This is a genomic window from Aquibium sp. ELW1220, from assembly GCF_030398385.1.
In the GTDB taxonomy this organism is placed as follows: domain Bacteria; phylum Pseudomonadota; class Alphaproteobacteria; order Rhizobiales; family Rhizobiaceae; genus Aquibium.
Map to the genome: position 1 here is coordinate 33,443 of NZ_JAOAOQ010000036.1, position 24,097 is coordinate 57,539.

At 66.7% G+C, this 24,097-nt stretch carries 25 protein-coding genes; 7 read left to right on the plus strand and 18 right to left on the minus strand.

Features of this window, described 5'->3' with window-relative positions; genetic code table 11:
- Positions 1-25 precede the first annotated feature (25 nt).
- Both lptG and N1F91_RS24125 read right to left on the minus strand, forming a co-directional pair.
- Positions 26-1,114 carry an LPS export ABC transporter permease LptG gene (lptG, locus tag N1F91_RS24120; protein WP_289996003.1) on the minus strand — a complete coding sequence of 363 codons (1,089 nt, stop codon included), beginning with the start codon at positions 1,112-1,114 and terminating at the stop codon, positions 26-28.
- Positions 1,111-2,301, minus strand: coding sequence for an LptF/LptG family permease (locus N1F91_RS24125; RefSeq protein ID WP_289996004.1), 1,191 nt, complete (start codon positions 2,299-2,301; stop codon positions 1,111-1,113). The genes lptG and N1F91_RS24125 overlap by 4 nt, the downstream gene beginning before the upstream one ends.
- A gap of 302 nt (positions 2,302-2,603) precedes the next feature.
- On the opposite strand from N1F91_RS24125, the gene N1F91_RS24130 reads away from it, so the two are divergent.
- The 3 genes from N1F91_RS24130 to N1F91_RS24140 all read left to right on the plus strand — a co-directional run bounded on the left by N1F91_RS24130 (position 2,604) and on the right by N1F91_RS24140 (position 5,304).
- Positions 2,604-4,115 (plus strand): leucyl aminopeptidase, encoded by a 1,512-nt coding sequence (locus N1F91_RS24130; RefSeq protein WP_289996005.1) that lies wholly within the window; start codon positions 2,604-2,606, stop codon positions 4,113-4,115.
- Positions 4,112-4,561: a DNA polymerase III subunit chi gene (locus N1F91_RS24135; RefSeq protein ID WP_289996006.1), complete on the plus strand. Its 450-nt coding sequence runs from the start codon at positions 4,112-4,114 to the stop codon at positions 4,559-4,561. The genes N1F91_RS24130 and N1F91_RS24135 overlap by 4 nt, the downstream gene beginning before the upstream one ends.
- Positions 4,562-4,695: 134 nt before the next feature.
- Complete coding sequence (locus N1F91_RS24140) at positions 4,696-5,304, plus strand: hypothetical protein (RefSeq protein ID WP_289996008.1); 609 nt, start codon at positions 4,696-4,698, stop codon at positions 5,302-5,304.
- A 20-nt stretch (positions 5,305-5,324) separates the two neighbouring features.
- Here N1F91_RS24140 and N1F91_RS24145 read toward each other — a convergent pair whose 3' ends face one another.
- From N1F91_RS24145 to N1F91_RS24170, 6 genes are all read right to left on the minus strand, one after another.
- The gene (locus N1F91_RS24145) at positions 5,325-6,143 is read right to left on the minus strand and encodes a crotonase/enoyl-CoA hydratase family protein (RefSeq protein WP_289996009.1); all 819 of its coding nucleotides are present in this window, start codon (positions 6,141-6,143) and stop codon (positions 5,325-5,327) included.
- A 13-nt stretch (positions 6,144-6,156) separates the two neighbouring features.
- The gene (locus tag N1F91_RS24150; RefSeq protein WP_289996010.1) at positions 6,157-6,552 is read right to left on the minus strand and encodes a hypothetical protein; all 396 of its coding nucleotides are present in this window, start codon (positions 6,550-6,552) and stop codon (positions 6,157-6,159) included.
- Positions 6,542-6,925, minus strand: coding sequence for a hypothetical protein (locus tag N1F91_RS24155; protein ID WP_289996011.1), 384 nt, complete (start codon positions 6,923-6,925; stop codon positions 6,542-6,544). Before N1F91_RS24155 ends, N1F91_RS24150 begins: the two co-directional genes overlap by 11 nt.
- Positions 6,926-7,003: 78 nt before the next feature.
- Positions 7,004-8,881, minus strand: a complete 1,878-nt coding sequence (locus N1F91_RS24160; protein WP_289996012.1) for an ABC-F family ATP-binding cassette domain-containing protein — start codon at positions 8,879-8,881, stop codon at positions 7,004-7,006.
- A gap of 109 nt (positions 8,882-8,990) precedes the next feature.
- Positions 8,991-9,605 carry a hypothetical protein gene (locus N1F91_RS24165; protein ID WP_289996014.1) on the minus strand — a complete coding sequence of 205 codons (615 nt, stop codon included), beginning with the start codon at positions 9,603-9,605 and terminating at the stop codon, positions 8,991-8,993.
- Between the two features lie 155 nt (positions 9,606-9,760).
- Positions 9,761-10,273 (minus strand): DinB family protein, encoded by a 513-nt coding sequence (locus tag N1F91_RS24170; RefSeq protein ID WP_289996032.1) that lies wholly within the window; start codon positions 10,271-10,273, stop codon positions 9,761-9,763.
- A 67-nt stretch (positions 10,274-10,340) separates the two neighbouring features.
- Between N1F91_RS24170 and N1F91_RS24175 the strand changes: the two genes are divergently transcribed.
- Both N1F91_RS24175 and ndk read left to right on the plus strand, forming a co-directional pair.
- Complete coding sequence (locus N1F91_RS24175; RefSeq protein ID WP_289996016.1) at positions 10,341-11,033, plus strand: glutathione S-transferase family protein; 693 nt, start codon at positions 10,341-10,343, stop codon at positions 11,031-11,033.
- A 106-nt stretch (positions 11,034-11,139) separates the two neighbouring features.
- Complete coding sequence (ndk, locus tag N1F91_RS24180; protein ID WP_126700409.1) at positions 11,140-11,562, plus strand: nucleoside-diphosphate kinase; 423 nt, start codon at positions 11,140-11,142, stop codon at positions 11,560-11,562.
- Positions 11,563-11,646: 84 nt separating this feature from the next.
- On the opposite strand, the gene N1F91_RS24185 is transcribed toward ndk, so the two are convergent.
- The 6 genes from N1F91_RS24185 to N1F91_RS24210 form a co-directional block, all read right to left on the minus strand.
- Entirely contained in the window at positions 11,647-13,890 is a 2,244-nt protein-coding gene (locus N1F91_RS24185; RefSeq protein ID WP_289996018.1) for an EAL domain-containing protein, read from the minus strand.
- Positions 13,891-14,004: 114 nt separating this feature from the next.
- The gene (locus N1F91_RS24190; protein WP_289996033.1) at positions 14,005-14,469 is read right to left on the minus strand and encodes a molybdenum cofactor biosynthesis protein MoaE; all 465 of its coding nucleotides are present in this window, start codon (positions 14,467-14,469) and stop codon (positions 14,005-14,007) included.
- Positions 14,466-14,732 (minus strand): molybdopterin converting factor subunit 1, encoded by a 267-nt coding sequence (gene moaD / locus N1F91_RS24195; protein ID WP_289996020.1) that lies wholly within the window; start codon positions 14,730-14,732, stop codon positions 14,466-14,468. The genes N1F91_RS24190 and moaD overlap by 4 nt, the downstream gene beginning before the upstream one ends.
- Complete coding sequence (gene pgsA / locus N1F91_RS24200) at positions 14,729-15,313, minus strand: CDP-diacylglycerol--glycerol-3-phosphate 3-phosphatidyltransferase (RefSeq protein ID WP_289996021.1); 585 nt, start codon at positions 15,311-15,313, stop codon at positions 14,729-14,731. The genes moaD and pgsA overlap by 4 nt, the downstream gene beginning before the upstream one ends.
- A gap of 96 nt (positions 15,314-15,409) precedes the next feature.
- Complete coding sequence (gene uvrC, locus N1F91_RS24205) at positions 15,410-17,500, minus strand: excinuclease ABC subunit UvrC (protein ID WP_289996022.1); 2,091 nt, start codon at positions 17,498-17,500, stop codon at positions 15,410-15,412.
- Positions 17,497-18,261, minus strand: coding sequence for an SDR family oxidoreductase (locus N1F91_RS24210; protein ID WP_289996023.1), 765 nt, complete (start codon positions 18,259-18,261; stop codon positions 17,497-17,499). Before N1F91_RS24210 ends, uvrC begins: the two co-directional genes overlap by 4 nt.
- A gap of 378 nt (positions 18,262-18,639) precedes the next feature.
- Here N1F91_RS24210 and N1F91_RS24215 point away from each other — a divergent pair, with 378 nt between their 5' ends.
- Positions 18,640-19,314, plus strand: coding sequence for an outer membrane protein (locus N1F91_RS24215; protein WP_289996024.1), 675 nt, complete (start codon positions 18,640-18,642; stop codon positions 19,312-19,314).
- 109 nt (positions 19,315-19,423) lie between these two features.
- Here N1F91_RS24215 and N1F91_RS24220 read toward each other — a convergent pair whose 3' ends face one another.
- From N1F91_RS24220 to N1F91_RS24230, 3 genes are all read right to left on the minus strand, one after another.
- Positions 19,424-20,020 carry a glutathione S-transferase family protein gene (locus N1F91_RS24220; protein ID WP_289996025.1) on the minus strand — a complete coding sequence of 199 codons (597 nt, stop codon included), beginning with the start codon at positions 20,018-20,020 and terminating at the stop codon, positions 19,424-19,426.
- Between the two features lie 70 nt (positions 20,021-20,090).
- Positions 20,091-20,531: a hypothetical protein gene (locus N1F91_RS24225; RefSeq protein ID WP_289996026.1), complete on the minus strand. Its 441-nt coding sequence runs from the start codon at positions 20,529-20,531 to the stop codon at positions 20,091-20,093.
- Positions 20,532-20,599: 68 nt separating this feature from the next.
- Positions 20,600-21,460 carry a 23S rRNA (adenine(2030)-N(6))-methyltransferase RlmJ gene (locus N1F91_RS24230; protein ID WP_289996027.1) on the minus strand — a complete coding sequence of 287 codons (861 nt, stop codon included), beginning with the start codon at positions 21,458-21,460 and terminating at the stop codon, positions 20,600-20,602.
- A 111-nt stretch (positions 21,461-21,571) separates the two neighbouring features.
- On the opposite strand from N1F91_RS24230, the gene N1F91_RS24235 reads away from it, so the two are divergent.
- Entirely contained in the window at positions 21,572-23,677 is a 2,106-nt protein-coding gene (locus tag N1F91_RS24235) for a molybdopterin oxidoreductase family protein (protein ID WP_289996028.1), read from the plus strand.
- Between the two features lie 63 nt (positions 23,678-23,740).
- Here N1F91_RS24235 and N1F91_RS24240 read toward each other — a convergent pair.
- Positions 23,741-24,097 (minus strand): hypothetical protein (locus N1F91_RS24240; protein WP_289996029.1); only part of this gene is annotated, 357 nt, incomplete at its 5' end.

Sequence of the window (24,097 nt, forward strand, 5' to 3'; positions counted from 1 at the left end):
CCGCAGCTACCCCTCACCAACCGCACTAACCGTCCTCCTTGTAAAGCAGGAATGTCACGCCAAAGAACATCGCGATGACAACCGGAACCCACGCGGCGACGACGGGCGGCACAATCCCCGAACTGCCGAACGCCTTCACGAGAGTCGTCACGACATAAAGCAGAAACCCGGCCGCGATGCCACCCAGAATGAGAGTCCCCGATTGCCCCAGCCTGACAAAACCCATCGACACCGTCGCCGCTATCAGGGTCATGGCAACCATGAGCACCGGCAGGGCGACGAGCGAATGATACTGCATCGAAAAACCGTTTGCAGCATAGCCGTACGCTTTTGCGGTCTCGATCTTTTCGCTGAGCTCGAAGAACGGTGTCGCCTCGGGCCGGGCAAGGCGCTGCTGGACGAATTCGGGCCTGAGATTCGTCGGGACGCGCGCCGTCGCGCTGGCGACCGGCTTGTCACCCGACTTGAAGCCGCGAACGTCCGTCAGGATCCACTCGCCATCGGCAAGGTCCGCGCGCTTGGCGTCCTGACGTTCGGTGATCCCGCCTTCTTTGTCGATGTGGAGGAAGACCACGTCGGACAGCGCCAGCCCTCCGTCGAGAACCGCACGCGCTCCGATGATGATGTCGCCGTCGTCGTTCCGCTGCCGGAGCCAGGGCGCAGAGGATGCCGAAACTTTGTTGGACTTTCCTGAGCGAATGTCGCTCTCCATCCGCTCGACCGTCGAAAAGCCGTAGGCGGCGATCGGGTTGAGCACGAGCACGGAGGCCAGCCCGAACACGAAGGCGCCGACGCAGGCCGGCAGGAGAAACTGCCAGGCCGAGATACCGGCGGCACGGGCGATGACGAGTTCGTACTTGCGGTTCAGCGCGATCAGCGTGGCCATCGCCGCAAACAATGCGATGAACGGAACCGTGATCTGCAGCACCATCGGCGAGCGCAGGCTGGTCATCAGCAGGCCGACCGGCAGGCTGTAGCCGGGCAGGCCGCTGAGCCGGCTCGACTGCTCGGTGAAGTCGATGATGAAGATCAGCGAGAAGATGCCGATCAGGAACCACATCGTGATCACGATGTAGCGGCGGAAGAAATAGCGTCCGAGCGTCCAGCCGATCATGGCCGCCCCCCAACGGTTCCCGGCGCGTCCACGGCTTCGGCACGGCGGCCTGTCAGGGCCGCGAATGCGCCGCCGATCTTCCCGAACCAGTCCGCCGGCGGCGTCATGGCGCGCCCGCTCAGGATGAAATAAAGCGCAAACAGGATGTTCCCGGCGATCATGGCGTAGACCCAGGGGACGAAATCGAGGGATTCCTCGACCTTGTCGGTGACGACGTAGCCCTGCCACCGCGCAATCAGGGCGACGGCGATCGCGGTGACCATGGGATGGATACGCGCCTCGCGATGCGATCGCACGTCGCCTGCGGCGGCAAGGGCAAAGAGGCCGAACACGATCGAATAGAGCCACTCCGAAAGGACGCGGTGGGCTTCTGCGGTGTAGAGGCGCGGCGAACGCTGCACGATGCGGTCGTTCGGCGGCGGATCGAGAAGGTAGGCCAGCGACCGGTCCTTCGGCGAGAAATAGATCTCGCCCGTCTTCGACGCGAAGCCGGAAAGGTCGAACGCATAGGAGACGAAGCGGATCACCGACACGTCTCCGCCCGGCGCCTTCCGGTGCACCTCGCCGTCCCGCATCAGCAGCACCTGGCCGCCATCGACGTGCTGGATGTCGCCCTCCTTGGCATAGAACAGGAGGTCGACGTCCTTCTCGCGCGAATCGGCGACGACGATGCCGCCGAGCCTGCCGTCCGGCAGCCGGTCGCTCACCTGCACGTACAGCCCGTCCTCGATCCTGCGGAACGATCCCTCCTGGATCACGCTGGAGAGAAGGTCAGCATGCGAGGTGGCGATGATCTCGCGCACGCGCTGCCGCGCGGCGGGTTCCACCACGACGTCCACCGCGAAGGAGAAGATCGCCATCAGCACCGCAAGCAGCATGACCGGGCGGATGATCGTCATGCGCCCCGCGCCGGCGGCCGCGATTACCGACAGTTCCGAATCCTGGTTCATCGACGAGAGCGCCTGCGTCGCCCCGATGATCACCGCGAAGGGCGCCACCACCGGTATCATCGTCGGCAGCAGCAGCGTGGCGAGGCTCAGGAAGGTGAGGGCGGTCTGGCCGCTGTCTGTGACCAGGTTGATGCGCCCGAGGACCTGCGTCGTCCATGCGATCGCGACCGCGATGGCGAGAGTCGCCGCCGCCACCTTGAGGGCGCGCAGGAAGATGTATCGTTCGACGAGCTTCATCCGTGTGGCTGTCGGTGTCCCTGTGCGCGGCAACGCTTGCGGCGGCAGGTTAGGCCGTCGCCGCCAGCGTCTCAAGCGTCCGTCGCACTGCTTCTTTTCTCGTGCCCGCCGTCCAATAGCGGATTGTGCGCAAGCAGGGCTAAAAAAGGGCGAACGGACGCGGTTAACAATTCGTGAACGCCGTGAGCCGCCGGCGGACGATTCTCCGCTTCTTCCGGCTCGCCGATTCCCATCGGCCGGCCGATGCTCTAGATAGAGATGTCATCTTGCCGGCATTCGCCGGCTCAAATCCCGGATAAGCCATGCACAAGTCACCGTCCATCGCCTTCGCCAAGCTCTCCGCGGCGCCGAAGAAAGGCACTGCCGTGATCCTTCTTGCGGAGGAGGCCGCGACGTCCGCATCCGTGAGCCCGCTCGACCCGTCCGGCACGATCGCCAGGGCGGCGGCGGCGGCGAAGTTCAAGGGCGGTTTCGGCTCGACCCTCGATGTCTGGGCTCCGGACGGCACAGAACTCGACCGCTTCGCCCTTCTGGGTACCGGCAAGGCGGACAAGCGCGACGAGACCAGCTGGATGCGTCTCGGCGGATCGGCCTGGCCGCTGGTGCGCGAGGCCGAGACCGCAGCCGTGATCTTCGACCTCGCCGATGGCGAGCCAGACGAGGCGGCCGCAGCCGCCTTCGCGCTCGGCCTCCTGCTGCGCTCCTACAGCTTCGACAAGTACAAGTCGAAGAAGGACGTCAAGGGCAAGGCCAAGGAAGACGACAACGGCAAGCCGAAGCTGTCGAAGCTGACGATCCACTGCGCGGATCCGTCCGCCGCCAAGAAGGCCTTCGCCGATGCGGAGGCGGTAATGGGCGGGGTCTTCCTCGCGCGCGATCTGGTCAACGAGCCGGCCAACACGCTGGGGCCGGTCGAGTTTGCCGACAAGGCGAAGGAACTCGAGGAACTCGGCGTCACCGTCGAAATCCTGGCCGAGAAGGAGATGAAGAAGCTGGGCATGGGCGCGCTGCTCGGCGTCGCCCAGGGGTCGCCGCGCGGCGCCCGGCTGGTGGTGATGCAATGGAACGGCGGCAAGGGCAAGGACAAGCCGATCGCCTTCGTCGGCAAGGGCGTCACCTTCGACACCGGCGGCAACTCGATGAAGCCGGCCTCGGGCATGGAGGACATGAAGGGCGACATGGGTGGGGCGGCTGCCGTCACCGGGCTGATGCACGCACTCGCGTCGCGCAAGGCGAAGGCGAACGTCGTCGGCATCATCGGCCTCGTCGAGAACGCGGTCGACGGCAATGCCCAGCGGCCGGGCGACATCGTCACCTCGATGTCGGGCCAGACGATCGAGGTCCTCAACACCGACGCCGAAGGCCGCCTCGTGCTGGCCGACGCGCTCTGGTACTGCAACGAACGCTTCGAGCCGGCCTTCATGGTCAACCTGGCAACGCTGACCGGCGCCATCATGGTCGCACTCGGCCAGCACCATGCCGGCCTGTTCTCGAACGACGACGACCTGGCCGGCAAGCTGGCTCAGTCGGGCACCGCTACCGGCGAGAAGCTCTGGCGCATGCCGCTCGGCCCGGAATACGACAAGCTGATCGATTCCAAGAATGCCGACATGAAGAACATCGGCGGCCGTTACGGCGGCGCCATCATTGCCGCGCAGTTCCTCCAGCGTTTCGTCAAGGAGACGCCCTGGGCGCATCTGGACATCGCCGGAACGGCCATGGGATCTCCGGCCAGCGACACGAACACGTCCTGGGGGTCGGGCTTCGGCGTTCGCCTCCTCGACCGTCTGGTGCGGGACCACTACGAGGCGTGACGGAAGTCCTCTTCTATCACCTGACCGAGTCGACGCTCGAGGAGGCGCTTCCCGCCCTCGTCGAGCGCTCGCTCGGCCGGGCGTGGAAGGTCGTGATCCAGACCGGCAGCGACGAACGGCGCGATGCGCTCGATCAGCACCTCTGGACCTTCCGCGACGATTCCTTCATCGGCCACGGCGCCGAGCACGAACCCCATGCCGCCGACCAGCCGGTGCTGCTGACCACCGGTGCGGGCAATGCCAACGGGGCGGAAATCCGCTTCCTCGTCGACGGTGCGCGCCCTCCCGATCTTGCCGCCTACCAGCGTGCGGTCTTCATGTTCGACGGTCATGACGAGATACAGGTGACGCTCGCCAGGCAGGACTGGAAGGCGGTCCGCGCAGCAGGCCACCAGGCGACGTACTGGAAGCAGACGCCGGACCGGCGCTGGGAACGGCAGGCCTGACGCATCGGATGGCGCAGCCGGTGGCTTCCGCTCGACGCGGACCATGGCCACCATGGCCTGGCGGGCGGCAGGTCGTGTGGACATGGTCGCGGGTGCATGGCACACCCTGAGCAACGGACGCGAACGGGTGGCGCATGCGGTTCTTCTTCCTGGTGGTGCTTCTGGCCGGTCTAGCGCTCGGTATCGGCTATCCGCTCGCCGTCAGGCATGTTCCGGGATACGAGATCGGCGTCTTCCCGCTCGTCGACGGCGACGGCTACCGGGCGGCCGACGTCTCGATCGCTCCGTCCGAGGCGCCGGTCAGGGTCAGGCTCGTGATGCAGGTTGCGCAGCGGCTCGCGCCGTCGGAAGACCGACCCGTCTTCCGGATGATCGTGACCACCGGCGACCAGCCGGTCTTCGAGCAGAGGGTCACCTTCGCAGGCGTCGAGCCGCAGCCCGGTTCCGAAGCGAGCTTCCTCTACGAGGACGACCTCGCCACCATCGATCCGGTGAATGGCGATGCCCGCTACGTCTTCACGATAGAGCCGACGGTCGGCGGGGGTGACGTCGCGCCGTCGCGCGTCGACCTGATCCTCAATGCGGGCGCCTTCGATCTCGACCCGCGGGCCGTTCCGGTCGGCTACGTCCTGATCGTGGTCGGCTTCGTCGGCTTCGTCGCGATGGCAAGGCGCCGGCGCAAGCTCAACCGGCAGAACCCGCCACCGCCTCGCTGGGGACGCACGCCCGACGACAAGCCGTAAGCCGTGTCGCCCGACATCCCTCAGATCTCCGAGAAGTCTCCCGAGCGGCCCTTGCCGGACGCGAACCGGGCCGCGCCCGCGCTGCCCTCGGAGCGGAACGTCTCCGCGCTCGCCCACTCGTTGCCCAGCGCCTGCGGCACGTCGAGCGACCATTGCGCGATGGCCGACAGCCGGTCGGCGCGCATGCAGGCCTGCGGGAATCGCGTCAGCTGGTTGGCCAGGTCCAGAGCGGCGTCCAGCGCCGAGCCGTCGTCGCACAGCCTGTTCGCCAGCCCGATGGCGAGGCATTCGTCGGCTTCCACCTGCCGACCGGTGAGGATGAGGTCCATCGCCCGGCCATGACCCACGATGCGCGGCAGCCGGATGGTGCCGCCGTCGATCAGCGGCACGCCCCAGCGGCGGCAATAGACGCCCATGTAGGCGGACCGCTCCATGACGCGCAGGTCGCACCACAGCGCCAGTTCCATGCCGCCGGCAACCGCGGGGCCGGAGATCGCCGCGATGACCGGCTTCGAAAGCGTCAGCCGGGTCGGACCCATCGGCCCCTTGCGCGGCTGGTCGTTCACGCCGTCGAACGAGGCATCGAGCTGATGTTGCGCATACCACGTCTCGTCCATTCCGCCGGACGCGGCCTTGAGGTCGAAGCCGGCGCAGAAGGCGCCGGGAACCCCGGTCAGGATCGCCACTTTCGCGCCCTCGTCGCGGTCGAAGGCGATGAACGCGCGGAACAGCTCTTCCGCCATGGCGGGGTCGACGGCGTTGCGCGCCTCGGGACGGTCGATGGTGACGATGCGGACTTCGCCGCGTCGTTCGACGGAAACAGGCACGCGATGAGGCATGATGGGGTCCAAGTCAGGCGACATTCTGCTTTGCCGAGGGCCGGGTTCGCGCGCTGCCGGCCTTGGATACCAAGGCTTGCATGATAACTCGGATATGCTTGATCGGCGCCAGATACTCACCGGAAGGCCCGGTCGATCCCTCGATCTGCGCGGGAGAAACGCCGAGCCGAACCAGCGTTTTCGCTATCGGCTCCGCCTCCGGCCCCGCCTCGTGCAGCAATTCTGTCCAGTTCTCGTGATGAAGAGCCTCGGTGTCGCAAGTCAGCGCGAACTGCCCGAGATCGGGATCCTCGAAAAGGTGATACTCGGCTCGATCCTCATCGATCCGCTCGACTTCGGTGAAAGGAGCCTGTCCGAGGACGGTACCGATGGGCAGGTTGATATACACGTGCGTATGTTCAAACGTCATCCGGCCAATCCTTCCCTGGCCCATAATGAATCTTCGTCAAGCGAGCTTGGATCGCCACCGTCTCCGCGTCGACGACGCGAAACCCAGCACGCTGTTCCTTAGGCCTGACAAACCATCTGACGAAGGCCATGCCTCCGGGTGGAGTTTCGCTCGGCACCACGTCCGCGAACTCCACGCCCAGTACACCATGGCAGGCTACACCCGGCGGTTCGTTGAAGCAAATCGGCCCGACATAGGCCTTCACGGCGGGAACGAGCCCGCCGATCCTGCCGGCGCGCCCCCAGATCTCGCCGGATTCCTTCTGTCGCAGCGCATCGGCGAAGGTCTGCGTCGGGCTGCTCGTCCGGTGAAAGGGACCGAAGGCACCGTCCAAGCAGAAGACTCCCGCACCAGGATTTCGTCCGGAAGTAGAAAACATGCTTTGAGGGTCGAAGCAACGGTCCTGGAAAGTCTACTCCGCAATGCCTTCCTCGTACTCGGCCGACAGCTCCAGCCAGATCTCCTCCTGGCGGGCGATCGTCGCCGCGAGTTCCGACCGTTCCTTGGCGAACCGCGTCGCCTTGGCCGGATCCTTCTCGTAGAGTGCGGGGTTGGCGAGTTCGTCTTCCACCGCATCGAGCCGCTTGCGGGTCCGCTCGATCAGCCCTTCGGTCGCCCGGATCTGCTTGGCGAGCGGCTCCAGTGCCGCTCGCCGCGCCGCCGCCTCGCGCCGCCTGTCGGCCTTCGACGACTTGTCGGCGTCGCGTTTCTCGCGCCGGTCGGCGGCCCCGCCCGTCACGACGCTGCGGTAGTCCGACATGTCGCCGTCGAAAGGCGCGACCGTCCCGTCCCGCACCAGCCACAGCCGGTCCGCGGTCGCCTCGATCAGGTGGCGATCGTGCGAGATCAGGATGACGGCGCCCGGATAGTCGTTGAGGGCGTGGATCAGCGCCTCGCGGCTGTCGATGTCGAGATGGTTGGTCGGCTCGTCGAGGATGAACAGGTTGGGTCCCTCGAACGAGGCGAGCCCCATCAGCAGCCTGGCCTTCTCGCCGCCCGACAGGTCCTTGGCGGGCGTGTTCATCTTCTCCGTCACCAGGCCCATCTGTGCGACGCGCGCGCGCACCTTGGCCTCCGGCGCATCCGGCATCAGCCGGCGCACGTGCTCGATGGCGTTCTCCTCCGGCCGCAGGTCGTCGAGCTGGTGCTGCGCGAACATCGCCACCTTGAGCTGCGGCGCAATCGTGATCGATCCGCCGCCGAGCTCCAGCCGCCCGCCGATCAGCTTGGCGAAGGTCGACTTGCCGTTGCCGTTGGAGCCGAGCAGCGCGATGCGGTCGTCGGCGTCGATGCGGAGCGTCAGGTTCTTCAGCACCGGCTTGCCCGGCTGGTAGCCGACGGCCCCCTGCTGGATCGCGACGATGGGCGAGGCGACGGTCCTGACCGGCTCCGGGAAGGAAAAAGGCCGCACCGATTCGTCGTGCCAGGCGGCGATCGGCTTCATCCGCTCCAGCGCCTTGATGCGCGACTGTGCCTGGCGGGCCTTCGTGGCCTGCGCCCTGAACCGGTCGACGAAGGATTGCAGGTGCTTGCGCTGGACCTCCTGCTTGGCCCGCGCCTTCTCCTGCAGTTCGATCTGCTCGGCGCGCTGCCGCTCGAACTGGTCATATCCACCGCGCCAGAAGGTCAGCTTCTGCTGGTCGAGATGGACGATGCAGTTCACGGCGCGGTTGAGCAGGTCGCGGTCGTGGCTGATCAGGAGGACCGTGTGGGGATATTTCGAGACGTAGGACTCGAGCCACAGCGTGCCTTCGAGGTCGAGATAATTGGTCGGCTCGTCGAGCAAAAGCAGGTCGGGCTCGGAGAAGAGCACCGCCGCCAGCGCCACGCGCATGCGCCAGCCGCCGGAAAACGACGACGCCGGGCGCCTCTGCGCCTCCTCGTCGAAACCGAGGCCCGCAAGGATCGTCGCCGCCCGCGCTTCCGCGGAATGGGCGTCGATGTCGGCCAGCCGCATGTGGATTTCAGCGATGCGGTTGGCATCGGTCGCCGTCTTCTCTTCGTCCAGAAGCGCGGCGCGCTCCTTGTCGGCCTTGAGCACGATCTCGATCAGCGGCTCCTCGGTGCCGGGCGCCTCCTGTGCCACCTGGCCGATCCGCGCGTTCCTGGGCAGGCCGATCGTGCCGGATTCGGTGGCGAGGTCGCCGGTGATGGCCCGGAACAGCGTCGTCTTGCCCGTGCCATTGCGGCCGACGAGGCCGGCCTTGGCGCCGGCTGGCAGCGCAAGCGAGGCGTGGTCGAGGAGAAGGCGTCCCGCGACGCGCAGCGAGAGGTCGGTGAGCGTGATCATGCCGCGTGTCTAGGCGCAGGCGGGCAGGGCGGCAAGAGGCCGCGTTGCCGGCGACTGATCCGGAAGGCGGCGCCGTTGCGCCGCCTTCCGGGCTCCAACCGTGTTGCGGCTAGCGCGTCGCCGTCCGTTCGATCAGCCGGCAGAGCGAAACCAGGTCGCGGTCATAGGCGGAGGAACGGGCAAGAACGTCGCCGCAGCGGCGCTTGTAGCGGCTGAGTTCCGTGTTCGACATGCCAGCGACGACCGATTCCGGGCTGACGCCGGGCTGGCCGGGCGTTCCCGGATTGCCAGGTGTACCCGGCGAGCCGGGATTGCCCGGGTTGCCGCCGATCGATACGCCCACGCCGGCATCGACGCCGCTGCCGCCACCCACCGAGGCACCCACGCCTGCATTGACGCCGCTCCCGCCGCCGATCGAGGCGCCCGCACCGGCGTTGACGCCGTTGCTACCGCCGATCGAGGCGCCGGCACCCGCATCCACGCCGCTTCCGCCGCCGACGGAGGCACCGGCGCCGGCATTGACGCCGCCCGACCCGCCCACCGATGCGGCTGCGCCGGCGTCGACGCCGCCACCGCCGATGCCCACGCCGGCACCGACACCAATACCGCCGACGCCGACGCCCACGCCGGCTCCCACGCCCTGGGCATGTGCCGGCATGGTGGCGAGAGCCGCGGTCAGGGCGATCGCCGACAAGGCTGAAGTGAATGCTGCAATTCGGATCATTTCATGCTCCTCCGTTGCCAAAATTTACAACCGACGGTGTTATTCCGTCGTGAGGGCAATCGATGCCGGGCAGATAGGTTCCGCGTGCAGGGGAGAAGGGTTAACGAACCCTTATCCCCTTGTCATAAAAGGGAAATGTCGGAAAGCGAACCACCTCACGCGAACTGGCGTCCCTCCTCCGTCCGCTGGAAATAGATCATGTCCAGCGAAGGCGGCGCCTTGCCGAGAAGCGACAGGATCGTGTGCGCCTGTCCGCGATGGTGCGTCTGGTGGTTGAAGAAGTGCGTCAGCGCCGGCGCCAGGCGCTGGCTCACCCGGCGCATGTCCGTCACGGTGATGTAGGTGAAGCGTCCCGCCAGTGCGGTCTCGTCAAGAGTTTCGATCCAGCCGCAGATGCGCTCGTCTTCCGCTTCGCGCGCCAGCCGCAGCGGCCCGAGGTTCGGATGAACGATCGCATCGAGCGCCCGCGGCGCCTCGCCTTCGGCCGTGAAGCGCTTCAGCCAGATCCGGTCGGCGACGAGGATGTGGTTCAGCGTTCCCATCATCGACCTGAAGAACGCCCCCACGTCGCGTCCGAACTCCTCGTCGGTGAGCTCGGCGGAGGCGTCGTAGAGCTGTCCGTTGGCCCAACGGTTGTAGGCGGCAAGCATCCGGAAATGAGGCTTCATCATCTTTTCTTTTTCGTCGAAACAGGCTCAATTCCGTCCTGATACCATCCGTGGAGGACGCGTTCCAATGGCCATTCTTCTCTATGATCTGGTCGGTGCCGATGCCGGCCGGCCCTTCAGCCCGCATTGCTGGAAGGTGGCCATGGCGCTGGCGCACAAGGGCCTTTCGTTCACCTCCATGCCCGCACCCTTCACGCAGATCCCGACGATCGAGGGGGGCGCGACCAAGATCGTGCCGCTGATCCGGGACGGCGAAACGCTCGTTTCGGACTCCTTCGACATCGCGCTCTATCTCGAGGAGGCCTATCCGGACCGCCCGACGCTCTTTGGCGGCGAAGGTGGCAAGGCCATGGCGCGGTTCGTCGAGCGCTGGTCCCAGCTCACCATCCATTCCTATCTCGGCGCGGCGATCCTGATGGACATCCACGACTGCCTGGCGCCCGAAGACCAGGCGCATTTCCGCCGCACCCGCGAGCCGCGCTTCGGCAAGCCGATCGAGGAGGTCCCCCTCGATCGCGACACCCGGCTTGCCGGATTCCGCGCTTCGCTCGAACCGCTGCGCAGCATGCTGTCCTATCAGCCCTTCATCGGCGGCGCCTCGCCGCTGTTTGCGGACTACATCGTCTTTGGCGCCTTCCAGTTCGCCCGCGTGATTTCGTCCTACCAGACGCTCGCCTCGGACGATCCGGTCCGGGACTGGTTCGAGCGTTGCCTGGCCCTCCACGACGGCCTGGGCGCGCGGGTGCCGGCAGCCGCCTGACGTTCCTGCCTTCGCTTTCCCACGCACTGTGCAGACCCTTGGCATTCGTCGGGGCGGACGGTATAGAGCCGCGACTTTCCCAATTGCACAGATGAAGGAATAGACGATGGCGATCGAACGCACCTTTTCGATGATCAAGCCCGACGCGACGCGGCGCAACCTGACCGGCGCAATCACCAAGATGCTCGAGGACGCAGGCCTGCGCGTCATCGCGTCCAAGCGCGTCTGGATGAGCCTGCGCGAGGCCGAGGGCTTCTACGCCGTCCACAAGGAGCGCCCCTTCTTCCAGGAGCTGACCGAGTTCATGTCGTCGGGCCCGACGATCGTGCAGGTTCTCGAAGGCGAGAACGCCATCGCGAAGAACCGCGAAGTCATGGGCGCCACCAACCCGGCCAATGCCGCCGAGGGCACCATCCGCAAGGTTCACGCTCTCTCGATCGGCGAAAACTCCGTCCACGGCTCCGATGCGCCGGAAACGGCTGCCGAGGAGATCAAGTACTGGTTCGCCGACATCGAGATCGTCGGCTGATCTTCCTCGCCGGCTTGGCCGGCGATCGGACACGTCTGGACAAGCCGCCTTCGGGCGGCTTGTTGCGTTTCGGAACCTCGCAACTCACGCCGACAGACGTGCTGCCTCTTCTCTCGGTGCCCGCTGCTCGCTGCCACTGGCCCTGACGAAGCGCTCGAAGTCCGCGGCCGGCATCGCCGGTGCAAAGAGGAATCCCTGAAAGTAGCCGCAGCCGGCCGCCAGCAGGAAGTCCTGCTGGCTCGTCGTCTCCACATGTTCCGCCACGACGTCGAGCGCCAGCGTCTCCGCGATGGCCAGGATCGTGCGGACCAGATCGCGGTCCTCCTCCGACTTGTCGATGTCGGCGACGAAACTGCCGTCGATCTTGACCTCGTCGAAGGGAAGGCCCTTCAGCCGCGACAGCGACGAATAGCCGGTGCCGAAATCGTCGAGCGAAAACCGAACGCCTAGCGCCTTCAGCTTCGCCATCTTGCGGCCCATCGCGGCGGTGTCACCCGCCGTCACGTGCTCGGTGAATTCGAGTGTCAGCAGGGAAGCGTCGACGCCGTGGCTCTCGATCATCTCGATCAGACCGTCCACCGCCTGGCTGCTGGCGAAGGACTGGACGCTGATGTTCACCGACAGCCTCAGACCCGCGGTTGCCGGATCGGCGGCCCACGCCGCCAGCTGCCGGACCGCCTGGCCGAGCACCAGCCGGCAGATCGAGTGGATCAGGCCCGACTGCTCGGCCAGCGGAATGAAACGGTCGGGCGCGATCGGGCCGAGCTTCGGATGGGTCCAGCGCAGCAGGCCTTCGGCGCCGACGACGCGCAGCCGTCGATCCATCTGCGGCTGGAAACGCAGCGACAGCGTCTCGTCGGCGATGGCCTTGCGCAGTTCGGCGAGCAGCGTGAACCGCTCGGCCTCTCCGTCCAGCCACTCCGTCTCGAAAAGCGCAAGCGCATCGCGGCCCGCAGCCTTGGCGCGATACATGGCGATGTCTGCGCGCTTGAGGAGGTCGTCCGGGCTCGCGACCTCGCCGCCGAAGACGAGCAGGCCGATGCTGGCGGACGAGTTGTGCCGCACGTCGCCGTGGTCGAAAGGCTGCCGCAGCGCGGCCATGATCCTGTTGCCGGCGCCGATCGCAAGGGCAGAGGCGACCGCTTCCTCCGCCGACGCAGTCTCGATCGCCACCACGAACTCATCGCCGCCCATGCGCGCGACCGCGTCGCCTGGTCCGACGCTGGCCTTCAGGCGACGGGCGACGTCCACGAGATAGGCATCGCCCACGGCATGGCCCTGCGTGTCGTTGAGCGACTTGAAGTTGTCGAGGTCGATGAACAGCAGAATGCCCTTCGTGCCGTCGCGGTGGCATCGACCGATCGTTTCGGTCATCCGGTCGACGAACATGCGGCGGTTCGGCAGGCCCGTCAGCGGATCGAAGTAGGCCAGCTTCTCGATCTCCAGCGCCTGGCGCTTGCGCAGCGAGATGTCGGATATGTAGCCGTACCAGGTTCCACCTTCGCCATCCGGGCTGGGCTCGCGCTGGGCCGTCATGCGCAGCCATTTTTCCGTACCCCGCGACGTGACGATGCGGAACTCGTGGTCGAGCAGCGCGGCGCCGTCGATGGCCCTGCGGAAGCCCTCCATGTAGCCGTCGACGTCGTCCGGGTGGACTAGCTTCGCGAGCAGGAAGTCGGCCGCGTCGCATTCTTCCGGAGTCATCTCGACGATGCCGAAGTAACCGACGCTGACATACTCCACCGCCATGTGCCGGCCGCTCCCGCGCGTCCGGAACTGGAACAGGGCTCCGGGAAGATGGCTCGTCAGCTTCCGGAACGTCGCCTCGAGCTTGAGGCGGGCCATCGTCTCGGAGATCTCGCGTACGGAACCCTCGTAGTACAGGGGCCGGCCGGTCGTCTGGTGACGGACGAGACGGGCGGACTCGCTGACCCAGATCCGCTCCCGCGTCTTGTGCCTGTAGATTTCCGACGCGACGTCCTCGATCGTGCCGTCGCGTTCGAGGAGGACGCGCAGTTCCTCGCGCCGTCCGGGTTCGACATACCATTCGCGGCCGATGTCGTTGACGTTGGCGAGCATCTCTTCCTCGCTGTCATAGCCGTTCAGCCGCACGAGGGCACGGTTTGCCGTGAGCTGCCGGCCGTCGAGGGACGAGCGGTAGACGCCTTCCGAGAGGTTCTCGATGAGCCCACGCGTGTAGGCCCGTTCTTCCAGTGCGCTGAGGTACTGGGTGCGATAGGCCGTCGCCATGACCCCCATGACGATCGCGAGCGCACAGGACACGACAAGCGCGATCCCCAGGAAATCGAAACCCGCGTCCTCGACCAAGCACCGACCCCGTCACATCCGTCGAACGGCGGGTACGCTAGGGACGGCAGCTTGCGATTGTTCTAACGGGTCGGAGTAGCCTCTGGAGAGGGTTAATGAACTTTCACGCCGAAATCACCAGCGGCTCGCCGCGCGGTCGTCGGCATCCCTGGCGTCCACCCATTGTCCCTCGGTTCCGTCGGCTCGGTGCTCCTTCTTCCAGAAGGGAGCGCGGGTCTTGAGGAAGTCCATCAGGAAGGACGCCCCCTCGAACGCAGCCTGCCGATGCGCCGACGTGGCCACCACCAGCACGATGTTCCCGCCCGGCCCGATCCTGCCATGGCGGTGGATCGCCAGGAGGCCCGAAAGCGGCCAGCGCTCGACCGCCTGTCGCGCGATCCGCAGGATCTCGGCTTCGGCCATGCCGGGATAATGTTCGAGCTCCAGGGCGGCCAGCGTGCCGGCCTCGTCGCGGCACAGGCCCGAAAAAGTCACCACCGCGCCGATGTCGCCGCGCCCCGCCGTCAGCTTCGCGACCTCCTCGGCAAGGTCGAAATCCTCCGCCTGGATGCGCACGACGGGATCGACGGGCATGGTCAGCCTCCGGTCATCGGCGGAAAGAGCGCGACCTCGGAAGCCCCGGCCAGCCGCTCGCCGTGATCGACATGTTCGCGGTCGATCGCGACGCGGATGACGTCCTGGTGCCGGAGCGCCGCCTCGTACCCTTCGCCACGCCCGCGCAGCCAGGCGAGGAGTTCCCGCACCGTCGCGACCTCGGGCGGCAGAGCGATCTCTTCCTCGGAACGGCCGATGCGCTCGCGCACCCAGGCGAAGTAGACGAGCTTCACGGCAGTCTCCGTCATTCGTCGACGATGTGCTTCATTCCGGCCCGGAAGTAATCCCAGCCTGTGTAGAGCGTCACCAGCGCCGACAGCCACAAAAGCGTGATGCCGAACTCCATGGTCCATGGAAACACCTGTTCGCCGGCCGGTCCCGCCAGCAGGAAGCCGATCGACACCAGCTGCATCGTCGTCTTCCACTTCGCCAGCCGCGTGACCGGTACGCTGACCTTGAGTTCGGCGAGATACTCGCGCAACCCCGAGACGAGCACCTCGCGGCACAGGATGATGATCGCCGCCCAGAGCGACCACTTGTCGATCGTCCGGTCGAAGGCGAGCAGCAGGAGCACGGCCGCGACCAAGAGCTTGTCGGCGATCGGATCCAGCATCTTGCCGATGTTCGACGTCTGCGACCAGATCCGCGCGATGTAGCCGTCGAAATAGTCGGTGATGCTCGCGACCACGAAGATCCAGAAGGCCGCCCAGCGCCAGAACTCGGTCGGCCGCGTCCGCCCTTCCAGGTAGAAACAGACGAGAATAAGCGGCACGGCGAGGATGCGCGCATAGGTCAGGAGGTTGGGCAGATTGAAAGCGCGCTTGGCCATGTCGTTCCAGTTTGGTCCGTGCCGGCTAGTCAAACCAGATGGAGAGGCCAGGGGTCAACCGCAAGTCGGGACCGATCGATGGACCAGAACCCGGAATCAGCCATTATCGTGGAAATGATCGTAGATCTGCTTCGCCATCGCGGCGGAAATGCCCTCGACCGTCATCAGGTCCTCCATTGCCGCCCGTCCGACGGCCTTGGCGGTGCCGAAATGGTGCAGCAGGGCGCGCTTGCGCGTCGGTCCGATCCCGCCGATCTCGTCGAGCGGGCTGCGCACCATCTCCTTCTTGCGCTTGGCGCGATGCGAGCCGATGGCGAAGCGGTGGGCCTCGTCGCGCAACCGCTGGATGAAATAGAGGACCGGATCGCGCGGCGGCAGCATGAACGGCTCGCGTCCCGTCACGAAGAAGCGTTCGCGCCCCGCATCGCGGTCGACGCCCTTGGCGACGCCGATCGCCGTCACCTTGTCCTCGATGCCGAGATCGGCGAGGATCTTGCGCACCGCCGACATCTGGCCGGCGCCGCCGTCGATCAGGATCAGGTCGGGCCAGGCCGGGAAGGCGGTGGTCTCGTCGGGTTCCTCTGCGGCCTCCGCCTCGGGGCCGGCGGCCGGCGCGTGCTCCTTCAGCAGGCGTGAGAAGCGCCGCTCCATCACTTCCCGCATCATGCCGAAATCGTCGCCGGGCGTGATGTCGGTCGAGCGGATGTTGAACTTGCGGTACTGGTTCTTCACGAAGCCCTCGACCCCGGCCACGACCATCGCACCCACGGCGTTGGTGCCCATGATGTGCGAGTTGTCGTAGACCTCCACGCGGCGCGGCGGCTTCGCCAGCGCGAACGTCTCGGCGATGCCGGCGAGCAGGCGGGTCTGCGACGACGTTTCGGCGAGCCGGCGCCCGAGCGCCTCGCGCGCGTTCTGCGCCACGTGGTCGACCAGGCTCTTCTTCTCGCCGCGCTGCGGCGCGCCGAGCGCGACCTTGTGCCCCGCCCGCGTGGCGAGCGCCTGCGCCAGCAGGGCCTGTTCCCCGACCGCGTGAGACAGGAGGATGGTCCGCGGGCACGGCTTGTCGTCGTAGAACTGGGCGAGGAAGGCGCCGAGCACCTCGGCCGGTTCGAGCGCCGGATCGGCCTTGGGAAAATAGGCGCGGTTGCCCCAGTTCTGCCCGGTGCGGAAGAAGAACACCTCGATGCAGTTCTGGCCGCCCTCCTGGTGGATCGCGAAGACGTCGGCCTCTTCGACCGACTGCGGATTGATGCCCTGGTGGCTCTGCACGTGGCTGAGCGCGGTGAGGCGGTCGCGAAACACCGCGGCGCGCTCGAAATCGAGCGCGTCCGACGCCTCCTGCATGGCACCCGAAATGTCCGACTTCACCTTCTGGCTGCGGCCGGACAGGAAGTCCTTCGCTTCCTTCACCAGTTCGGCATAGTCGGCGCTGCCGATCTCGCCGGTGCAGGGGCCGGAACAGCGCTTGATCTGGTAGAGCAGGCACGGCCGCGTGCGCCCCTCATAGACCGAATCGGTGCAGCTTCTGAGCAGGAAGGCGCGCTGCAGCGCGTTGATGGTGCGCCCGACCGCTCCGGCGGAGGCGAAGGGGCCGAAATAGTCGCCCTTTCGCGAGCGCGCGCCGCGATGCTTGAAGATGCCGGGCGCGGCATGGTCGCCGGTGAGCAGGATGTAGGGAAACGACTTGTCGTCGCGCAGCAGCACGTTGTAGCGCGGCCGCAGCCGCTTGATCAGGTTCGCCTCGAGCAGCAGCGCTTCGATCTCGGTGCGGGTGACGACGAATTCCATCGTCGTCGTCTCGCGCACCATGCGGCCGATGCGCTGGGTGTGGAACCGGCCCTGGGCGTAGTTGGTGACGCGCTTCTTCAGGCTCCGCGCCTTGCCGACGTAGAGGACGTCGCCCGCCGCATTCATCATCCGGTAGACGCCAGGCGCGTTGGGCAGCCGCTTGACGAAATGGGCGATGACCTCGGTGCCGGACTTGCCCTCGGCATCGACCGAGGCCGTATCCCACGTGTAGCCGCCGAGGTCCGGCTCGACCGGCTCCGCCTCGATCTCCTCGCCGTCGTCCTCGTCTTCCGCCAGATCGTCGGGCAGCACGCCGGCGATCTCGTCGCTCTCCGTCTCCGGATTGGCCTTTCGGCCGGCGGGAAGCGGTTGGCTCTGCACTTTCGGTGGGTTCATTCACGCATGCCTGTCACATCCGGGGTCTGCCAGGCAAGATGCTGGCCACCGTCGAGCGCGATCATCTGGCCGGTGATCGACGGCGTTTCCCACAGATAGCGTATCGTGCTGCCAAATTCCGTCAGCAGCGGACCCTTTTGCAAGAGGAGGCTCTCCTGCTGGGCGGCGAGGTCGTCGGGCTGCTGGCGATCATTGGCAAGCGTCGGCCCGGGGCCGATCGCGTTGACGCGCACGCGGGGCGCGAATGCCTGGGCCATGGTCTGCGTGGCCGTCCACAGTGCCGCCTTCGACAGCGTGTAGGAAAAGAACTGCGGCGTCAGCCGCCACACCCGCTGGTCGACGATGTTGACGATCAGCCCGGTCTCTCCGGCCGGCAGGCGACGCACCATCTCGCCGGCAAGCTGTACCGGCGCCTTCAGGTGCAGCGCGAAGTGCTTCTCCCACAGGTTCCAGTCCGGATCCTGCGCCGAGTCGGGTTCGAAGACCGAGGCGTTGTTGACCAGGAGCCGCACCGGTCCAAGCGTTTCGGCGATACGCGCCGCAAGACCGCCGACACTGTCGATATCGGAGAGGTCGGCCGCAAACACCTGCGCCCTGCCGCCGGCTCTCCCGATCCGGCTGACGATCTCGTCGGCCTCCCGTCCGGAGCGGTTGCAATGCACGGCGACGGAAAAGCCGGCATCGGCGAGATCGGCGGCGATGGCTGCACCGATCCTCTTCGCGCCGCCTGTCACCAGCGCAACCCCCTTGTGCCCGTCCATTCCGTCGCCCCCGTTTACCCTCCAGTCATATATGCGGCGGAATCGAGAAGGAAAGGCATGCCTGCCGCAACGTTCGGTCTCTGCCGATGGAGCGGAAGGCTCCGGCTCCGGATGCACACGACGGGTAAAATTTGAAGCGAATTCAGCGCATTGCCCTCCCGCACCGGTGGTACGTCGTCTGCCCGGAACCGCTGGTGTTGCACGAAGGACACGTCATGTTTCGGCCATATCGCTGCCGACGGATGACCGTTTTTGCTCTGCGGTTCGGCCGCATTTGGGCACGACATTGCGGACACTTGGGGTCGCCACCGTTCCTCCCTGGCGATCCGAGGCGAGAAGGGGGGCAATAACCCTTCCAGATTGTGCAAGGAGTACACTATGTCCATCCGTTCCAATATCGGCCGCTCGGCCGCAGCAGCCTTCGGGGTCGCCGCGCTGCTCTCCACCACCTCCGTGTTCGCAGCCGACGTCATCGGCAATGAGCCGCCGGCACCGCAGCCGATCGAATACGAACAGGTTCCGGTCGCTTCCTGGGCTGGCGCCTATGCCGGTATCCAGGGCGGCTACAGCTTCGGCGAGTCGGACATCAATTCCACGGTGACGAATTCGATCGACACCGACGGCTTCAACGGCAGCCTGTTCGGCGGCTGGAATGGCCAGTCGGGCATGTTCGTCTACGGTATCGAAGGCGACGTCGGCTATGACTGGGCGGACGGCACCAATGCCGGCGCGTCCACCGAGCGCGGCTTCAACGGCTCGCTGCGTGCCCGCATGGGCGTGGCCGCGACCGACAACATCCTGGTCTATGCGACCGGCGGTGGCGCGGTGGCGGAGATCGAGGCCAATGACGGTCTCGGCTTCTCCGATTCCAACACGATGTACGGCTGGACCGCCGGCGTCGGCGCCGACGTCAAGCTGACCGAGAAGGTCTTCGCCCGTGGCGAATATCGCTACACCGACTACGGTTCGGACGATTTCGCCCTGTCGGGCGGCGCGACCGAAGTCGATGCCACGTCGAACAACTTCCTGCTCGGCATCGGCATGAAGTTCTGATCGATCGGCCCGGCGCCTCTGGCGTCGAACCGGACGAAAGTGGAGAAGGCCGGAGCCCGCAAGGGTCCGGCCTTTTCCACGCCTGGAGGTTGGAGTTCGACGAAACCGCTCAGTGCGGCAGATACGGACCCATATCGGGAAAAAGCTCGTCGAAGCGCTTGACCCAGCGCTTCAGCTTCGGGCGGCCGCGTTCCCAGCCGCTGCCGAAGCGCAGCGTGTTGTAGGCCAGCATGCAGCGCAGCGCGATGTGGCCCACATGTGCCTTCTGGCCGAGACGAGGCGCATTCCCGTTCAGGTGGTCGAGGCCCCGTGCCACCTTCGCCGCCTGCCGGTCGATCCACGGCTGGTGCAGCTTCTCCTCCGGCCGGAAGCGCTTTTCATAGACCTGCGCCAGCAGGCAGTCGGCGATGCCGTCGGCCAGCGCCTCCAGCCGTTCCGCCTCGCGCCGCTTGCCGGCATTGCGCGGAAACAGCTGGTTGCCCGACATGCGGTTCAGTTCCTGCGTGATCGCGCGGCTGTCGTAGACCGAACTCCCGTCGTCGAGAACGAGAACCGGGATCTTGCCGAGCGGGTTCGCGTCGAGCAGCACCGCCGGATCGGCGTTGGTGTCGACCGACACCGCCTCGAACGGTATCTTGGCATGGGCGGCCGCGGCCATCACCTTGTTGGCGAAGGGCGAGGCGCTGGACATCAGGATTTTCGTCATGGATCGACCGGTCGGGCGCGAGTGCGTGAGCCGGCGCCCGGCGCTGCGCCCGCAGCCGGACGGGGGCGTGTTACCGGGCTACGCGGCAGCGGCCGTTGTAGACGTTCCACCGGTCGAAGCCCGACACGCAGGCCTCGACATTGTGGCCGACGCCGGCAAAGCCCATGCCTTCCTCGATGAAGAACCAGATTGGACGGTCATGGCCGTCGGACAGCCGGACGGTGCCTTCGCAATAGGTCCGCCCCACCGGCCACAAGTCGCGCTCGGGATGGTAACGGGTGAGATGCAGCCCGTAGAAGTCGACGATCTCGACCTGCGGCAGCCCGGGAACGTTCTTCACCTGGTGCCGGAAGTTGCGGCTGATTCGGTTGAGCACCCATCCTTCGCTGCAGACGCTGTCGTCATAGGCGGGCGCCGCCCGGTAATCGGCAGCCGTTGCGGCACCGGAAAGCCCGGCGACGCTGCCCAGGCTGAGCGCGGCGGAGAGGGCGAGGGAGGCGAGGCGGGACATGGCGGGCCTGTCGTCTTGGGTTGGTCGAATTCAATCCGCCGGCACTGTGCGGAGGTTGGCCGGCCCGGTCAAGTCTGCGGCGCTTCGCCGGCGAGTTCTTCGACATGCCAGGTGGCGCCCGGGCCGTCGGCGAGCAGCCGCGCCAGCTCCGGCAGCATCGTCCCGAGTTCGCCGGCGAGAGGGAAGGGCGGGTTGACGATCAGCATGCCCGTCCCGTCGAGCCGCGGCACGCCGCCGCCGCCCCGGACCGCCAGCGAGACGTCCAGCACCCTTGGAATGCCGCCCGCGCGAAAACCGTCGCGGAAACGCTCCGCCGCCTGCCGGTCCTTGATCGGGTACCAGACGGCATAGACGCCGCCCGGCCAGCGGCGGTGCGCGCTGGCGAGCTTCGCCGCGATTCGCTCGAACTCGCCCGTCTCCTCGAAGGGCGGGTCGATCAGCACCAGCCCGCGCTTTTCCTTCGGCGGCAGCTGCGCGCCGAGCGCCAGCCAGCCGTCGAGCGCGATCACCCGCGTCTGGAAATCGCCGGCGAATTGCTGCTTCAGCACCTCCGCATCGGCAGGGTGCAGTTCCACCGCCGTCAGCCGGTCGCGTTCGCGCAGCAGATGCCGCAAGATCTTCGGCGAGCCGGGATAGTGCCGGACGCCGCCCGCCGGATTGAACGCCCGCACCGCGTCGAGATAGGGCGAAAGCAGCGCTGCCGCCTTCGGCTCGATCGCGGCCTCGATCACCCGGCCGATGCCGCCGCGCCATTCGCCGGTCTTCTGCGCCGCCTCCGACGTCAGGTCGTAGAGCCCGATCCCGGCATGGGTGTCGATCACCCGGAACGCCTTGTCCTTGCGCTTCAGGTAGTCGACGATCCGCACCAGGATGGCGTGCTTGACCACGTCGGCGAAGTTTCCGGCGTGATAGATGTGACGGTAGTTCATGGCCTGTCTTCGCTCGTTCGCCGCATCCATCACCACGGCGCGCCCGATGGATCAAATCATTTCGCGGTTGCCGCCCTGTAAGCCGGGCCGAATTCCCGCTAGAAACGCCGCATGAACCAGCACGCGCCCATCCGCATCGGCCATTCGGCCTGCCCGCACGACTGCCCGTCCACCTGCGCGCTCGACGTCGAGATCCTCGGCCCCGGCCGCATCGGCCGCGTCCATGGCGCGAAGGACAACAGCTACACGGCCGGCGTCATCTGCGCCAAGGTCGCGCGCTATGCCGAGCGGGTGCACCATCCCGACCGTCTGACGAAGCCGCTGGTGCGGGCCGGCGCCAAGGGCGATGGGCAGTGGAAGGAAGCCTCGTGGGAGGCAGCGCTCGACCTGGTGGCGGAAAACCTCCTGAAGGCGGAGGAGAAGCACGGTTCCGAGACGGTCTGGCCCTACTACTACGCCGGCACCATGGGCCTCGTGCAGCGCGATTCAATCAACCGGCTGCGCCACGCCAAGCGCTATTCCGGCTTCTTCGACACGATCTGCACCAACCTTGCCTGGACCGGCTACGTCATGGGCACGGGGCGCCTCGCCGGCGTCGATCCGCGCGAGATCGCAAAGTCCGACTGCGTCGTCATCTGGGGCACCAACGCCGTCGTCACCCAGGTCAACGTGATGACCCACGCCGTGCGTGCCCGCAAGGAGCGCGGCGCGAAGATCGTCGTGATCGACGTCTACGACAACGCCACCATGAAACAGGCCGACATGGGCCTGATCCTGCGCCCCGGCACCGACGGTGCGCTCGCCTGCGCGGTCATGCACGTGCTGTTCCGCGACGGGCTCGCCGACCGGGACTACATGGCGAGGTATGCCGACGACCCGGCCGGGCTCGAGGCGCATCTCGCCACCCGCACGCCGCAGTGGGCCGCCGCCATCACCGGGCTCTCCGTCGAGGAGATCGAGGCCTTCGCCCGGCTGGTCGGCACGACGCCGCGCAGCTTCTTCCGCCTCGGCTACGGCTTCGCCCGCCAGCGCAACGGCGCGGTCGCCATGCATGCGGCGCTGTCGATCCCCACCGTCGCCGGCCACTGGCGCCACGAGGGCGGCGGCGCCTTCCATTCCAACAGCGGCATCTACCGCTTCGACACGACGCTGCTCGAAGGCGAGCGCCTGCGCGACCCGAAGATCCGCCATCTCGACCAGTCGCAGATCGGCCGCGTGCTGACCGGCGACGCCGAAGCGCTGCGCGGCGGCCCGCCGGTGACCGCGCTGCTGATCCAGAACACCAACCCGGCCAATGTCTGCCCCGAGCAGCGGCTGGTGAAGCAGGGCTTCCTGCGCGACGACCTGTTCTCATGCGTGCACGAGCAGTTCATGACCGATACGGCGGCGCTCGCCGACGTCGTGCTTCCCGCCACCATGTTCGTCGAGCATGACGACATCTACAAGGGCGGCGGCAACCAGCACGTGACGCTGGGGCCGAAGCTGATAGACCCGCCCGAAGGCCCGCGCACCAATCTCTTCGTCATCGAGGAACTGGCCAGGCGCCTCGGCGTCGCCGACCGGCCGGGCTTTGGCCTGACCGAGCGCCAGCACATCGACATTCTCCTCGGCAAGCGCGGGCTCGGCTCCTTCGAGACCTTCGAGGAGCAGCGCTGGGTCGACCTGCAGCCCGATTTCGAGACCGCGCATTATCTCGATGGCTTCGGCCACCCGGACGGAAAGTTCCGCTTCCGGCCTGAGTGGCAGGGCGGTGCCGCCCCCAACAAGCCGCCGAAATCGCTCGGCATCCTCGGCCCGCACGAGCGCCTGCCCGTCTTTCCCGACCATGTCGACCTGATCGAGGAGGCCGACGAAGCCCACCCCTTCCGCCTCGCCACCTCGCCCGCCCGCAACTTCCTCAATTCGAGCTTCACCGAAACCCCCACCGCGCAGGCCCGCGAAAGGCGCCCCGAACTCCTGATCCACCCCGACGACGCCGCAAGCCTCGGCCTCGCCGACGCCGACCGCGTCGAACTCGGCAACGAGCGCGGCGAGATCGTCCTGCACGCGAAACTCTTCGACGGCGTCAAGCGCGGCGTCGTCATCGCTGAAGGCATCTGGCCCAATTCGGCGCATGAGCGGGGGGAAGGCATCAACGTGCTGACGGGAGCGGATGCCGCGGCGCCGTATGGCGGGGCGGCGTTTCACGACAACCGGGTTTGGGTGCGGGGGGTGTAGGGCGAGGAGACGGGGCGCGTTAAAGCGTGACGCGATCCTCCAGATTCGCTCTGTACGCTTCAGCTATTTGCTTTCGCGCGCGTGTTCGCCGGAAACCGGTGCCCGCTTTCGGGAGACACGCTTCAGGACGACCAAATCAGCACCTTCTGCATGCTCCGGGCGCCTGCCGCTGAACGCGGAGACCCCGCCGCGCCTCCGATCGACGCCGCCAAGGCTTGATCGCCCGCGTCTCCCTTCCGTCGCTCTGTCTGCCGAGGCGAACGCGGTGACGATCGGCGAGCCCGGATGCACCGCTCCTCCGCCGTCATCCTCGGGCCTGTCCCCATACGCGCTAACATAGCTTCCGATGTGCAATTGCGCGCCGTCGTCGCGGCGGCTCGCGTAGTCGATGGAGCAGACGTTCGATCGGGATCTGTCTGG

What these genes read in the sequence shown, in the direction of transcription:
- lptG (WP_289996003.1), bottom strand. Translation starts at nt 1,114, where the DNA reads ATGATCGGCTGGACGCTCGGACGCTATTTCTTCCGCCGCTACATCGTG.
- N1F91_RS24125 (WP_289996004.1), bottom strand. Translation starts at nt 2,301, where the DNA reads ATGAAGCTCGTCGAACGATACATCTTCCTGCGCGCCCTCAAGGTGGCG.
- N1F91_RS24130 (WP_289996005.1), top strand. Translation starts at nt 2,604, where the DNA reads ATGCACAAGTCACCGTCCATCGCCTTCGCCAAGCTCTCCGCGGCGCCG.
- N1F91_RS24140 (WP_289996008.1), top strand. Translation starts at nt 4,696, where the DNA reads ATGCGGTTCTTCTTCCTGGTGGTGCTTCTGGCCGGTCTAGCGCTCGGT.
- N1F91_RS24145 (WP_289996009.1), bottom strand. Translation starts at nt 6,143, where the DNA reads ATGCCTCATCGCGTGCCTGTTTCCGTCGAACGACGCGGCGAAGTCCGC.
- N1F91_RS24150 (WP_289996010.1), bottom strand. Translation starts at nt 6,552, where the DNA reads ATGACGTTTGAACATACGCACGTGTATATCAACCTGCCCATCGGTACC.
- N1F91_RS24160 (WP_289996012.1), bottom strand. Translation starts at nt 8,881, where the DNA reads ATGATCACGCTCACCGACCTCTCGCTGCGCGTCGCGGGACGCCTTCTC.
- N1F91_RS24165 (WP_289996014.1), bottom strand. Translation starts at nt 9,605, where the DNA reads ATGATCCGAATTGCAGCATTCACTTCAGCCTTGTCGGCGATCGCCCTG.
- N1F91_RS24170 (WP_289996032.1), bottom strand. Translation starts at nt 10,273, where the DNA reads ATGAAGCCTCATTTCCGGATGCTTGCCGCCTACAACCGTTGGGCCAAC.
- N1F91_RS24175 (WP_289996016.1), top strand. Translation starts at nt 10,341, where the DNA reads ATGGCCATTCTTCTCTATGATCTGGTCGGTGCCGATGCCGGCCGGCCC.
- ndk (WP_126700409.1), top strand. Translation starts at nt 11,140, where the DNA reads ATGGCGATCGAACGCACCTTTTCGATGATCAAGCCCGACGCGACGCGG.
- moaD (WP_289996020.1), bottom strand. Translation starts at nt 14,732, where the DNA reads ATGACGGAGACTGCCGTGAAGCTCGTCTACTTCGCCTGGGTGCGCGAG.
- pgsA (WP_289996021.1), bottom strand. Translation starts at nt 15,313, where the DNA reads ATGGCCAAGCGCGCTTTCAATCTGCCCAACCTCCTGACCTATGCGCGC.
- uvrC (WP_289996022.1), bottom strand. Translation starts at nt 17,500, where the DNA reads ATGAACCCACCGAAAGTGCAGAGCCAACCGCTTCCCGCCGGCCGAAAG.
- N1F91_RS24210 (WP_289996023.1), bottom strand. Translation starts at nt 18,261, where the DNA reads ATGGACGGGCACAAGGGGGTTGCGCTGGTGACAGGCGGCGCGAAGAGG.
- N1F91_RS24215 (WP_289996024.1), top strand. Translation starts at nt 18,640, where the DNA reads ATGTCCATCCGTTCCAATATCGGCCGCTCGGCCGCAGCAGCCTTCGGG.
- N1F91_RS24220 (WP_289996025.1), bottom strand. Translation starts at nt 20,020, where the DNA reads ATGACGAAAATCCTGATGTCCAGCGCCTCGCCCTTCGCCAACAAGGTG.
- N1F91_RS24225 (WP_289996026.1), bottom strand. Translation starts at nt 20,531, where the DNA reads ATGTCCCGCCTCGCCTCCCTCGCCCTCTCCGCCGCGCTCAGCCTGGGC.
- N1F91_RS24230 (WP_289996027.1), bottom strand. Translation starts at nt 21,460, where the DNA reads ATGAACTACCGTCACATCTATCACGCCGGAAACTTCGCCGACGTGGTC.
- N1F91_RS24235 (WP_289996028.1), top strand. Translation starts at nt 21,572, where the DNA reads ATGAACCAGCACGCGCCCATCCGCATCGGCCATTCGGCCTGCCCGCAC.